The organism is Hymenobacter algoricola, assembly GCF_039539525.1.
Classification (GTDB): domain Bacteria; phylum Bacteroidota; class Bacteroidia; order Cytophagales; family Hymenobacteraceae; genus Hymenobacter; species Hymenobacter algoricola.
In genome coordinates this window covers 39,616-52,351 of the sequence record NZ_BAABDH010000036.1, presented here as the reverse complement: position 1 = coordinate 52,351, position 12,736 = coordinate 39,616, and the positions used below count along the sequence as shown (strand labels likewise).

Below are 12,736 nucleotides of genomic sequence, written 5' to 3'. Positions count from 1 at the left end.
AGCCGGACCGGCCGGCTGTTCACACTCAGTTACTTATTTGAGGATACGGGCTGCTTACTGCATCCGGCCCCGACCCCGGGCACCACCGCCACCTGAGTTGCCACCTCCCGAGTTGTTACCACCGGAGTTGCTGGGCTGCGAGTAAGTGCGCGACGGCTCAGCGGAAGAGCGCTGCTGCCGCACGGGCTGCTCACTGGTCTGGCCAGACTGACCGGCATCACTGCTGACAATGCGCTGCCGGGCTGGCCGCCGCTGCTGTTGAGGCTGCTGGTCGCTGCTACCCGACTGCTCGGGCTGCATTTCGCGGTAGCGGCTCCGCCGGGGCTGCGTGTAATCCTGCGGCGTGGCCGGCGATACATCGGTAGCCGAACCGGAAGAGCTGCCGTTATCAACCACCCGCCAGCGGCCCCGCGAGCCATTGGTATCCAGCCGCGGCTGCTCGGCGGCACCCGAAGCCTGACCGAGCTTCGCTTCCCGGTCTTTGAGCTGCTGCTCATTCAGCACTCCGTTGTTCTGGTTGCCGATTTGCTGCCGGATGGGCATTTCCTGCGAAACGCCGCCGCGGTTGTTTTCTACTATCCGACCCCGGCCCGGAACAACTGCACGGCCATTGTTGGTGCTGCCGTTGCTGCCATTGGTAAGACCTCCGGTAGGATTGGCAACGCCGCCTTCGGCCATACGACCGCGGCTACGACCAGTGGTGCTCTGACCAGCTGTAGAGGAAACGGCTTCCCGGGCGCCGTCGCGGCGAGGGCCGTTGTAGGTTTTGGTTCTATTGTAGTTGTTGCCGTAGCCGCCATAACCCCCGTTGCGGTACCCGTCGTAGTAACCGCCATAGCCCCCATACCCGCCAAAGCCGCGATACCCGTAGCCCCCGTAGCCGTAGCGCCACGGATCGTAGTAAGGCCGGCCAAAGCCGATATTGATGCTGACATAGGTGCCGCCGTAGGTGTAGGGGCTGTAAAAGGGGTCGTAGTAGGCGCCATAGTAGCCCGGACCCCAGCTGCTGTACGGAGAATAGCCCCCGCCGTACCAGAAGGGGTCAGCATACACGACATCATAGTAGCCGTAGCCAAAGCCGCGGTACACGGGCTGGTTGAAGCGCCGGATCCGGGACGCGTAGCCGTAGTCGTCATCGTAATACTCGGTGCTGGCCGGAGAGCCCGAGGAGCTACCCGAGCGGCCGCTCCGGTACTCCGGGTTGACGGCCTCATCAGTACCAGTGCCCGCATCCGTACCCTGCTGGGACGGCGCGTCTGACTGCGTATATGGGGCCACCGAAGCCGTGGCGTTCTGGGTAGTACGATCTTTGGAGGAATAGTACACGCCGTCATCCTCCGTGGAGGTAAGCTGCGACGTGCCGGCGCAGCTGCCCAGCGCGAGCAGGGCCAGGGCCGGTAAGAATGCGGTTAAAGTCTTTTTCATGGCTGCTGGCGCGTAAAGGAAGGGCCGGAAGAGGGAGAACGAGTGAACCGTTAGCCAGAAGAGGCTAACCGGGGCCGAATGGTTGTCTGACCAACCCCAGGTACTCCGGTTTATTTTTAACGTAATTTGGCGGCGAAACGGTGCCCAAAGCCAAGACAAATCTTGTACCAGCTTTCGGAGCTTTTCCCCTACCAAAGATACCCCGATTATGAGTAAAAGTTTGCCCAAGCGCAGTGAAGATTATTCTCTGTGGTACAATGAGTTGGTGAAGCGGGCGGGCCTGGCCGAAAACTCGGCTGTCCGCGGCTGCATGGTCATCAAACCCTACGGCTACGCCATCTGGGAAAAGATGCAGCGCCAGCTCGACGACATGTTCAAGCGCACCGGTCACCAGAACGCGTATTTTCCGCTGCTCGTGCCCAAAAGTATGTTTGAGGCCGAGGAAAAGAACGCCGAGGGCTTCGCTAAGGAATGCGCTGTAGTAACCCACTACCGCCTGCAGACCGACCCCGACAACCCCGGCAAGCTCCGCGTAGACCCCAACGCCAAGCTGGAAGAGGAGCTCATCATCCGCCCCACTTCGGAAGCCATCATCTGGAGTACCTATAAAGGCTGGATTCAGAGCTACCGCGACCTGCCGCTGCTCATCAACCAGTGGGCCAACGTGATGCGCTGGGAAATGCGCACCCGCCTGTTTCTGCGCACTGCCGAGTTTCTGTGGCAGGAAGGGCACACCGCCCACGCGACGGCCGAGGAAGCCGTGGCCGAAACCCGGCAGATGCTGGACGTGTACGCCCAGTTTGCCGAGGAGTGGATGGCCTTACCCGTAGTAAAAGGCGTGAAGACGGAAAACGAGCGGTTTGCCGGCGCCCTCGATACGTATTGCATCGAAGGCCTGATGCAGGACGGCAAAGCCCTGCAAGCGGGCACCTCGCACTTCCTGGGGCAGAATTTCGCCAAAGCCTTCGACGTGCAGTTTACCAACAAGGAAGGCCAGCTCGAGCACGTGTGGGGAACCAGCTGGGGCGTGAGCACCCGCCTGATGGGAGCCCTCGTGATGGCACATTCTGACGACGAAGGACTGGTGCTACCGCCCAAGCTGGCCCCGATTCAGGTGGTCATTGTGCCCATTTACAAGGCCGGACAGCTGGAAGAGCTGGCGGAGCGCATTCGCCCCATGCAGATGGGCTTGCTGGACCGCGGCATCAGCGTGAAGTTCGACGACCGGGACACCGAGCGGCCAGGCTTCAAGTTTGCCGAATGGGAACTCAAAGGCGTGCCCGTGCGCATTGCCGTCGGCATGCGCGACCTGGAAAGCGGCACGGTGGAAGTGGCCCGCCGCGACACCAAGGAAAAGATGAACCTGCCCCTGGCAGATATCGTGGACCACGTAGCCGCGCTGCTCGACGACATTCAGGCCAACATCTACAACAAGGCCCTGCGCTTCCGCGAGTCGCACACCACCCGCGTCGATACCTACGAGGAGTTCAAGCAGGCGCTGGAAGGCGAAGGTGGCTTCGTGGTAGCCCACTGGGACGGCACCGCCGAAACCGAGGAGCGCATCAAGGAAGAAACCAAAGCCACCATCCGCTGCCTGGCCCTGGCCGAGCCCGATGAGGAAGGCGTGGACATGCTCACCGGCCAGCCCAGCGCCCGGCGCGTGTACTTCGCCCGCGCTTACTAAGCTCACAGCCGAAAGACCGCGCTTATTATTTCAGAAAAAGCCCCGCCAGAGCTCTGGCGGGGCTTTTTCTGCGTCTCCGGACCAACTACGGATTTACACGCTGAGCTCCAGACGCAGTTGCTGCCGTACCCGGGCGGCCTGCTGCACGTGCCGTTCCTGGTGGGCTACCACGAACTCCAGCGCGTCGCCGATAGTAAGTTTGAGAAGACGAAAAAACTCGACCGGAATGGCTTTTTGGTTCAGATCAGCTTTTTTTGCCGACGTAAGCAGAGCCAGGAGCTGACGTTGATGCTGTAAAAATTCTTCCACGACTGCTTTGCCTAACTGACTCCGGTTGGGGTTCATGCGGGCCAAAGTCCGCTGCTTTTTACGGTTTTCGGGCCGCACCGTAGCAATGGACTTTTTACCCAGCCAGCTGTGGCTGACTGCCCGAGAAGGCCTTGAGGCCGGCTGGGCCAGTGCTTGGGCCAGCCGCTCGTTGTAATAGCGGCTGTAGCGGTTCAAATGCTCCAGACATTCCAGCATGCTCCAGCTTTCGGGACTGGGCTTGAAGTTCAGCAGCGCGGCTTCCAGGGGCGCGAAATCGGTGCTGACGGTCGTGTGTAGGTGCTGCACCCGGCCGTGCAGGGTTTCCAGGAAAGTGGTGACGTTCATAGTAGCAGGGCTTTGAGTCAGGCAAAGCTCCTCATCCTAGCTCTGGCAAACCTTGATTGAACGCAAGATTTAGCGCAGCCGACTTAGTGTTTCGGGCGTCATGCGCAGGTAGGAAGCAATGTACTTTTTGGGAATGAGCTGGAACAGGTGGGGGCTGCGGGCCAACAGCCGGGCCAGCCGGCGCTCCGGCTCGGGCAGCAGCAGGTCTATTTCCCGCTCGATGCGCCCCATCACGGCCCGCTCCAGCTCCAGTCGCCAGAACCGGGCGAAATTGGGGTACGCCTCCATGATGGCCGAGAAGTCGGTGCGGCTGATACCGATCAACTCACTTCGGCGCAGGGCCTGAATGCAGTATTCCGACGGTTGCCCGGCTACGAACGCGGGAAATGAGCACACCAGCGTGTTGGCGTAGGCAAAGCCCACGCAGATTTCCTCGGCCCGGCTCGGGTAGTAGATGCGGAGAGTGCCTTCGCCCACGAAGTACAGGTGGTGCTCGGCCTGCCCCGCCTGAATCAGAAAGTCGCCGCGTTTCAGGCTGGTGTGCTTGCGCCACAGCGGCAGGAAAGCGGCAATATCAGCCACCGTCAGAAACGGTACCTGCCGCAGCAGCGCCGCCAGCATGGCCTGAGCAGAGGGGTCGGGAGCTGAAGGCGCAGAAGTCATGGGCAGCCGCGGTTTTACCTTGGGGGCAACGGGCGAACAGGTACTGGCAGAGGTATTGCGAAAATACGCTTTAGGTGGCGAATAGCCGCCTTGGCGCGGCCTCTTTCTGCGTATCTTTAGAGCGTCCTCACCCTTTTCGCCTACATCTCTCATGGACTGGATTAGCATTGCCCTGCTGCTGTTTTTCGGCCTGCTGTTTCTCATTGCCGAGGTACTCTTCATTCCTGGCACCACGGTGGTGGGCCTGGCCGGCTTTGCGCTGCTGGCCGCCGGCATCTGGTTTGGGTACCGCGACCTGGGCTCGTCGGCCGGCCATGTCACGCTGATTACGGCCCTGGTGCTGGCGGGCGTGATTATCTACATTGGCTTACGGCCCAAGAACATGGCGCGGCTGGCCCTCACCGACGTCAACGACGGGCACGTGCGCGACGCCCGCCTGCCCGACGTGCAGCCCGGCGCTACTGGCCGCGCCCTGTCGGCGCTACGGCCTTCGGGCACTGTGCTCTTTGCCGAGCACCGCCGCGAAGTGGTAACCCGCGGGGAGTTTGTGCCGACCGGCGCGGAGGTGCGGGTGCTGCGCATCGAGCAGAACCGCATTGTAGTGGAGGCCGTGAGCTAGCCGGGCAGCTTTCCACCCATTATTATTTCCCTGATTTAAGCACCAACTCACCTTCGCTCCATGAATAACTTCCCCATCGTCCCGGTAGCCATTGCCGGCGTGGCCCTGCTGGTATTTCTGTACTTCTTCCCCATCAGCCTCTGGATAACGGCTATTTTCTCGGGGGTGCGGGTCAGCTTGTTTCAGCTGGTGCTCATGCGCGTACGCAAGGTGTCGCCGACGCTCATTGTCAATTCCCTCATCACGGCCACCAAAGCCGGCCTGCAGGTGACCAGCAACGAGCTGGAAACTCACTTTCTGGCCGGGGGCAACGTGCCCAGCGTTATCAAAGCCCTGATTTCGGCCGACAAGGCCAACATTCCGCTCACCTTCAAGCAGGCTACCGCCATCGACCTGGCCGGCCGCAACGTGTTTGAGGCCGTCACCACATCGGTAAATCCGAAGGTGATTAACACGCCCAACGTGGCGGCCGTGTCGCAGGACGGGATTCAGCTCATCGTCATTGCCCGCGTGACGGTGCGGGCCAACATCACCCAGCTGGTGGGCGGCGCCGGCGAGGAAACCATCCTGGCCCGCGTGGGCGAGGGCATCGTGACCAGCATCGGCTCGTCGGTGTCGCACAAGGAGGTGCTGGAGCACCCCGACCGGATTTCCAAGCTCGTGCTCAGCAAGGGCCTGGATGCCGGCACGGCCTTCGAAATTCTGAGCATCGACATTGCCGACATCGAAATCGGGACCAACATCGGCGCCAAGCTCCAGATTGACCAGGCCAACGCCGACCTGAAAGTAGCCGAGGCCAAAGCCGAGGAGCGCCGGGCCATGGCCGTGGCCGTGGAGCAGGAGAACCGCGCCAAAACCCAGGAAGCCAAAGCCCGCGTGGTGGAAGCCGAAGCCGAAATTCCGAAGGCCATTGCCGACGCTTTCCGCTCGGGCAACCTGGGCGTGATGGACTACTACAAAATGCGCAACGTGCAGGCCGATACCGACATGCGCGACTCCATTGCCAACCCCGGCGGCCAGGGCGGCAGCGCCAAGCCCAGCCGGGAGGAAGGCCGCCTGAGCTAGTCCGCGGCTCGGCAGGATCGGGCATTGCGCGCAAGGCGGAGCAATAAAGAAAGCCCTATTAACCAAGAAAGCCCCGGCCATACGGCGGGGCTTTCTTGGTTGAAAGAGGCGTTGGTCGTCCGGCGGCGGACGGCTTGCGCCACGTAATGACCGGCTACTTCTTTGTAATCCGGAATTCTACCCGGCGGTTGAGCCGGCGGGTGTCCTCTTTGTCGTTGCTGGCAATGGGCTTGGCGCCACCGAAGCCTTCGGTGGTGATACGGTTGCTGGTAATGCCTTTTGAAACGAGGTATTTCTTGACCTCATTCACGCGGTCCAGACTCAGCTTCACGTTCAGGGTTGGGTCGCCCTGGTTGTCGGTGTGGCCTTCGAGCTTGATTTCCACGCTCGGGTAGTCCTTGAGTACGCGCACCAGCCGCAACAGCTCGGGGTAGGAGTTTTCGCGCAGATAGTATTTGCTCTGGGCGAAGAAGATGTTGTTCAGCTTGATAGTAGAGCCCACCGCAAACGGCACCAGAAACAAGTCCTGAGTGATTTCGCTGTACTTCTGCTTGTCGGTGGCATCCAGGTTGTCGCTTTCCGCCAGGTAGTTCGGCGACTCGGCCCGGTAGCCGTAGTGGGCGCCCGAGGGCAGCACAATGGTGTAGGAGCCATCGACGGGGCTGGTTTCGGCCACCCCGATTTCCTCCCCCGTCAGCAGGTTTTCGTAGCGGATGGTAGCGGCCACGGGCTTCTGGGTGGCCGCGTCCAGCACCCGCCCCCGCACCAGCGTCACTACTTCGGGCTTGAACTGGGGCGTCAGGTTGATGCGGAAAATGTCGCGGGAGTTGTTGATGCCCTTGCGCGACGACACCAGATAGGCGTCTTCGCCGGAAGCCGCCAGCGTAAAGTAGCCGTCGAAATCGGGCGAGTTGATGCTGGAGCCCAGGTTGCGCGGCGCCGTCCAGTTGGTCCAGGTATCATCCAGCCGCTTGGAGTAGAAGATATCGGCGTTGCCGTAGCCGCCGTGGCCTTCCGAGGCGAAGTACAGCGTTTTGCCGTCGGCAGCCAGAAACGGCGCAAACTCGGGCTTCTTGCTGTTCACCGCTCCCCCCAGGTTTTTGGGGCGCGACCAGGTATTGCCGGGCTGCAGGAAGCTGGCGTAGATGTCCTGGTCCCCCTGCCCATCCTTGCGGGCCACGGCCATCAGCAGCACCTTCCCGGACGTGCCCAGAAAGTAATCTACGTGCTCGGGGTCGTCGTTGTAGAAGTCCTCGATTTCAATCTTGACGGGCATGCTCCAGCCCGTTTTGGTCCGCCGCGAGATGCTGGCCCCCTTCGGGTCGAGCGTGCCATCGGGCCGGTACACGTTGATCAGCACCACGCTGTTGCCATCCGACGACACGGAGGCCAGCCCGTTGGGGCCGGGCGTGTTGATGGGGCCGCCGATGTTCTTGGCCGAGGTCCAGGTTTTTTTAGCGGCATTAGCCAGCGTGCTGTACCACACGTCCTGCCCATCGTTGGCGCCGCCCACGTTTTGCGGAGACTCCTGGCGGGCAAAAAACAGCGTCTTGCCGTCGGGCGTAATTACCGGGTGAGTATCCACGTACTTGGAGTTGACGTTCGGGCCCAGGTTGACCATCGACGAGTCGAAGCGGACCCCGCCTTCCTGCGTCACGTTGGTAAACTCCTTTTTCACCATCACCTCCGCCACGTCGGCAATACCGATGGCGTCGATCTGGTTGACGCCGTTCACGGCTTTGGTGTTCATCGTCACCACCACGCCGATGGTGCGGTAGGTGCCGGCCGCAAACGTGGCCTGCAGGGAGCGGAAAGGCTCCGGAATGGGGCCCGGGGTGTCGTTGGTGTACACCTGGTGCTTCGTGCCGCGGGTATCTACCAGCTCAATTTTGACGACGGAGCCCGGGTTGAAGTTTTCGACCACCGTCACCTGCTTGGCCACGAGCGACTTGCCGAACCGCACTTCGATGGACTCGTTGGCGCCTTCTTTCTTAGGAATCCAGGCGTCGTTGCTGATCTGCCCCAGCGGCTGGGCGTTGGGCTCCCCCAGCACCTTTTCGGGCGAAAAAGCTTCTTTCCCCTCGGCCTTCTGCGAAGATACCGCCACCACTTTCGCCGCCCAGATAGCGTGTTGCGCCCGTACCGTTCCGGCGCCGCCCAAAATCAACCCTACCGACAGAAAAAGTTTCCGAACAATCATAAGCTATAGTGGCAAAGCAAAGACCGGCAGACACATGCTGAACCGACCCGTATGGCAACCCTGAACACAAAGACGTCCTCAGCGGCCGTGAAGTTACGACGAGTCCCCCCGGCCAACCCAAAAATAAGCAGAGGAGCTTGGGGCCGGCTATTATTTTTTACGTGGCAGCCACCACGGCTTCCCCCGGCATCGGTACGGTTGCGGTCCGCGGCTCGATTAGCTACCTTACGCAATAGTGGCCGCGCTGTGCAGAGGCCGCCCGTTATCTGTTTGCTATGCGTTGCTGCGGTGCCCGCTTTTCAGTTGCCTTGCTCGTCAGCCTGCTGCTGGCGGTGGGCGGGGTGCTGCCGGCCCGGGCCCAGGTTAGCAGCCCCGACCTGCTGCGTGAGCCCAGCGCCGACTCCCTGCTGCTGCTTTCGTTCCGGGCCCGGCGCGTGGGCGTCAGCACCTACGCCCAGCAAACCAGCTTACAGGGCGGCTACAGCTTCACGCCCCGCCAGAATCTGCGCTACCGCCTGCTTAGCGAGTGGCTTTATGACGAGCGGGGCCGGCCGCCCTTCGTGCGGGAAGACTACCTGACGCACGTGCTGCATACAGTGGCGCTGGGCCGGGGCTGGCAGGCCGGCCAGCTGCTGCACTACGAGCAGAGCCGCGCCAACGCCACCCGCTCCGGCGCGTGGCTGGGCCGGCTGGGCTATCAGCACCGCCTGCGCCCTCAGGAAACCGCTGATACGCTGTCGGTGGCCCGCTACGTGCTGTTTGGCGGCCTGGGTTACGATGCCCGCAACGGCCGCCGCGACCTGGGCCCGTCCTACGGTCTGGATATAACCACGCTGGTTTACCCCGACCGCCAATCAACCCAGCCGGTAGCCCTGCGGCTGTCCGGCACCCGTTCGAACCTGGGGCCGCGGATCTGGCAGCGTACGGTGGCGGAAGGATTTTATGAGCGGACGGTCGACGAATACTCCACCGCGGCCCTGCGCCTGGGCTACCGCTCCAACCGGGCCGAAGACTATGTTCCCGGCAATGTGCAGCGCATCCAGAGTGATACGGTGGCCTCCCAGCTCACCTGGGCGTACCGCCTCGCCGACCGGGTTGCGTTTCGGTCCGACAACTCCCTGGTGCTGCCCAGCCGGGCTTTTCTGTACCGCCGGCTGGCGGCCGAGTCGGATACGGTGCAGAACCTGCGCTACCACCAGCGGGAGCTCGATACCCGGCAGGAGCTGCACGTGAGCAGCCGTAAGCTGCAGTTTATGCTGACCTTCAACTACCGGGAGCGAAACCGCAGCTACTCCCTCAACAACAACCGCCTGCTTTCCCCAACCCGTCTGGAGGTGGCTCAGGCCCGGGAGCAGGTAAAGGACATCACCGAAAAAACCACCCTGTGGCAGTCGGAGCTGACGTGGCTGCTCCGGCCGCGCCATGCCCTCACGCTGCTGGGCAGCGCCCAGCTGCTGCGCGTGGATACGCCCAGCCCGGAAAACGAGCAGGACCGCGACGAAGCCCAGCACCTGCTGCGCCTCACCTGGACTGGCCGCTGGGCCGGCACTTTCCGCACCACCCTGGCCGCCGGGGGCGAGTACCGGCAGTTCGTGTTTGTGAAAGCGGCCCAGAGCGCCGAAAACTACGCCGACCACCTGCTACACTGGGAACCCGGCTTTACCTGGGCGCCGGGCCCGTTCAGCCTGCGCTCCACCTATCACCTGTGGGTAAGCTACCAAGTGCGCGACCGGGCCAGTGAGCAGCTAAAAAACCGCGCCAGCCGGGTACTCGAACAGCAGCAGAATCTTAGCTACCAGCTCAGCCCCCGTCGCCTTGTAACCCTGGACTACGTGCGCCGCGAAAACCGCGTAGGCCTGCTCAACTGGCCGCAGTTCAAGGAAAGCCCCCTGGATACGACCATCACCCACGATCTGGCGGGCGGCCTGCGGCAGGGCTGGAGCGGCAACCGCGGGCAAAGCAGCCTGCGCCTGGGCTACCGCTTTCTGGAGCAGCGCACCCACGGCCGCGCCGCCCTGGTGGCTGCTGATGGGAGCAGCTCCTCCCTCATCTACCTGCGCAACGTGACCCGGCAGCAGGGCCCCGATATTGCGTACGAGCGGCATTCCAACGCGGGCTTGGCCCTTACCGCTAGTTTGTGGCTGCAGCAGCTGAGCACCTTTTCCCGCTACCACCCGGGCACCGGGCTGTATGCCGGCACCAGCTACACGGAGGAAGAGCTGGCCCGCGAGACCCGCAACCTGTACCCCTACTTTGAGCTGGCCGTAAACTGGCGCATCGGGGGCTGGCGGCAGTAGGCCGGGTACCGGGCTCAACCAGCAACGCCCCCTCTCCGGACGGAAAGGGGGCGTTGGGAGTTTAAATCCGGGGTAGCGGCCGGACTAAGGCTGCAGCGTAAACGTGCGGGTGACGGAGTTGAACGGGCCGGGAATCATGGTGCCGTTGCCGTCGACCAGCTCCAGCTTCACGGTGTTCTGCCCGGCGGGCAGGCCTTCCATCATGTACGGAGCCCACTGGTCGAGCATGAACTCGGTCCCGTTGATCGTCGCGCGCACCTTGTTGCCATCCGGCGACAGGGTAGTGTTAACCAGGTAGAAGTCCAGCATCACCTTTTTGGCGTCAGCGCCCGAATAGGTGTCTTTCGGCCGGCTGTAGAACAGGTGCGGGGCCGTCAGGTCAGCGCCCAGCGGCTTGGCCGTAGCGGGGTTGCCCACCGTAACCACGCGCAAATCATAAGCGCCGCGGTGCTTGAGGCTCTCGTGGTAGGAGCGCGACAGGAACGACAGCACCACGTGCTGGCCGTCGGCAATGGGCTTGGTAAACTCGGTGGTGTAATGAGCCGTGTAGGGCTCGTTGTCCACGATGTTGTGAATGTGCTGGCCCTGCTCAGACGTCGCCATTTCGCCGGCGTGCATGCCACCGGTCATTTTGGTGAGCTGGAAGTTGGTGATGTCGTAGTCGAACGCCACGCTGCCGGTCGGCACCGATGAGCCCGACGCCGGCGACTTCAGCTGCAGCTGCGCTTCAGGCATTTTGGGTGAGTCGGTAAAGGGAGTCAGGCGCAGGCCATTTTTCTCCATGGAAGCCGCCGCATTGCTCGAAATAGAGCTGACTGTGGCGTTCGTACCGGAATCCTGTTGTTGTTTGGCCGTATCGCAGGCGGCCAGACCGAGCAGCAGTGCGCTGCTCACCAATAAAGCAGATGCTTTCATGTGGGGAATAAATGGGATGGTTTACGAGATTATCGGACCGATTGTCCGGTTGCGTTCCGACAGCGAAACGACGAATGATTTTTTAGTACCTTGCGCAATACGTAAGGTTTGCTCAAAAGTATATTGATTTTCCGCTATGGAAGAAAAATTGTTGGAAGAAATTCCCTCCCTCGACTTGGCCGATTTTCGTTCCGGTGACCCGGAGCGTAAGGCCCGCTTTGTCCAACAGCTGGGCGAAGCCTATCAGAACATTGGTTTCGTAGCCCTGAAGAATCACGGCTTGACGGAAGAGCAGACCACGGCGCTCTACAGCGACGTGAAGTCCTTCTTCGCCTTGCCCGACGATGCCAAGCAGCGCTACGAAAACCCGGCCCTGGCCGGGCAGCGTGGGTACATTAGTAAAGGCAAAGAACATGCAAAGGGCCGCAACACCGGCGACCTGAAGGAGTTTTTCCACGTGGGCCAGGAGGTGGACGACGAAACCGACCCCATCCGCCACGAGTACCCCGACAACATCTGGCCCGAGGAAGTTACCTCGTTCCGCCAGAGCACGCTCACCACGTACAAAACGCTGGAGGCGGCGGGGAAAGACGTGTTGCGCGCCATTGCCCTGTATCTGAAGCTGCCGGAGAACTACTTCGACGACAAGGTACGCAATGGAAATTCTATTCTGCGTCCAATTCACTATTTCCCGATTGAAAATCCGGAAGCAGTGCCAGCCGATGCCGTGCGGGCCGCCGAACACGGCGACATCAACCTGATTACCCTGCTCATGGGCGCCAGCGCCGACGGCCTGCAGGTAAAGCGCCGCGACGACAAGTGGATTCCCATCACGGCTTTGCCCGACCAGATTGTGGTCAACGTGGGCGACATGCTGCAGCGCCTGACCAACGGGGTGCTGAGAAGCACCATTCACCGCGTGGTCAACCCGGCCCGGGAGAAGATGAACTCCTCGCGCTTCTCGGTACCGTTTTTCATGCACCCCCGCTCCGAAATGAGTCTGGCGGCGCTGCAAAGCTGCATCACGACCGACAACCCGAAGAAGGAAGCCGACATTACGGCCGGCGAATTCCTCAACGAGCGGCTCATTGAGCTGGGTCTGAAGAAAAAGTAAGCGGCTCGTCTGCTGACTGTTTGAAATCGGTTGCCGGGGTTGGCTTCAACCTTGGCAACCGATTTTATTTTGGTAAGTTGGGTGACTTTGGGGTGTTTTG

At 61.6% G+C, this 12,736-nt stretch carries 10 protein-coding genes; 5 read left to right on the top strand and 5 right to left on the bottom strand.

Annotated features, from left to right (window positions below; translation table 11 throughout):
* Window positions 1–54: 54 nt before the first annotated feature.
* A complete protein-coding gene (locus ABD842_RS09730) occupies window positions 55–1,425 on the bottom strand; it encodes a hypothetical protein (RefSeq protein ID WP_345112976.1) in 1,371 nt (456 codons plus the stop codon).
* A 208-nt stretch (window positions 1,426–1,633) separates the two neighbouring features.
* On the opposite strand from ABD842_RS09730, the gene proS reads away from it, so the two are divergent.
* Window positions 1,634–3,109 carry a proline--tRNA ligase gene (gene proS, locus ABD842_RS09725; RefSeq protein ID WP_345112975.1) on the top strand — a complete coding sequence of 492 codons (1,476 nt, stop codon included), beginning with the start codon at window positions 1,634–1,636 and terminating at the stop codon, window positions 3,107–3,109.
* Window positions 3,110–3,202: 93 nt separating this feature from the next.
* On the opposite strand, the gene ABD842_RS09720 is transcribed toward proS, so the two are convergent.
* Together ABD842_RS09720 and ABD842_RS09715 are read right to left on the bottom strand one after the other, a co-directional pair.
* A complete protein-coding gene (locus tag ABD842_RS09720; protein WP_345112974.1) occupies window positions 3,203–3,763 on the bottom strand; it encodes a DinB family protein in 561 nt (186 codons plus the stop codon).
* Between the two features lie 69 nt (window positions 3,764–3,832).
* A complete protein-coding gene (locus tag ABD842_RS09715) occupies window positions 3,833–4,426 on the bottom strand; it encodes a Crp/Fnr family transcriptional regulator (RefSeq protein WP_345112973.1) in 594 nt (197 codons plus the stop codon).
* Window positions 4,427–4,577: 151 nt separating this feature from the next.
* Here ABD842_RS09715 and ABD842_RS09710 point away from each other — a divergent pair, with 151 nt between their 5' ends.
* Both ABD842_RS09710 and floA read left to right on the top strand, forming a co-directional pair.
* Window positions 4,578–5,045 carry an NfeD family protein gene (locus ABD842_RS09710; RefSeq protein WP_345112971.1) on the top strand — a complete coding sequence of 156 codons (468 nt, stop codon included), beginning with the start codon at window positions 4,578–4,580 and terminating at the stop codon, window positions 5,043–5,045.
* Between the two features lie 60 nt (window positions 5,046–5,105).
* Window positions 5,106–6,110, top strand: a complete 1,005-nt coding sequence (gene floA, locus ABD842_RS09705) for a flotillin-like protein FloA (RefSeq protein WP_345112969.1) — start codon at window positions 5,106–5,108, stop codon at window positions 6,108–6,110.
* 154 nt (window positions 6,111–6,264) lie between these two features.
* On the opposite strand, the gene ABD842_RS09700 is transcribed toward floA, so the two are convergent.
* On the bottom strand, window positions 6,265–8,310 hold the full coding sequence (locus ABD842_RS09700; RefSeq protein ID WP_345112967.1) for an OmpA family protein: 2,046 nt from the start codon (window positions 8,308–8,310) through the stop codon (window positions 6,265–6,267).
* 308 nt (window positions 8,311–8,618) lie between these two features.
* Between ABD842_RS09700 and ABD842_RS09695 the strand changes: the two genes are divergently transcribed.
* Entirely contained in the window at window positions 8,619–10,607 is a 1,989-nt protein-coding gene (locus ABD842_RS09695; protein WP_345112965.1) for a hypothetical protein, read from the top strand.
* An 84-nt stretch (window positions 10,608–10,691) separates the two neighbouring features.
* Here ABD842_RS09695 and ABD842_RS09690 read toward each other — a convergent pair whose 3' ends face one another.
* Window positions 10,692–11,522 carry a hypothetical protein gene (locus tag ABD842_RS09690; protein WP_345112963.1) on the bottom strand — a complete coding sequence of 277 codons (831 nt, stop codon included), beginning with the start codon at window positions 11,520–11,522 and terminating at the stop codon, window positions 10,692–10,694.
* A gap of 136 nt (window positions 11,523–11,658) precedes the next feature.
* On the opposite strand from ABD842_RS09690, the gene ABD842_RS09685 reads away from it, so the two are divergent.
* Entirely contained in the window at window positions 11,659–12,636 is a 978-nt protein-coding gene (locus tag ABD842_RS09685; protein ID WP_345112962.1) for an isopenicillin N synthase family dioxygenase, read from the top strand.
* Window positions 12,637–12,736 lie beyond the last annotated feature (100 nt).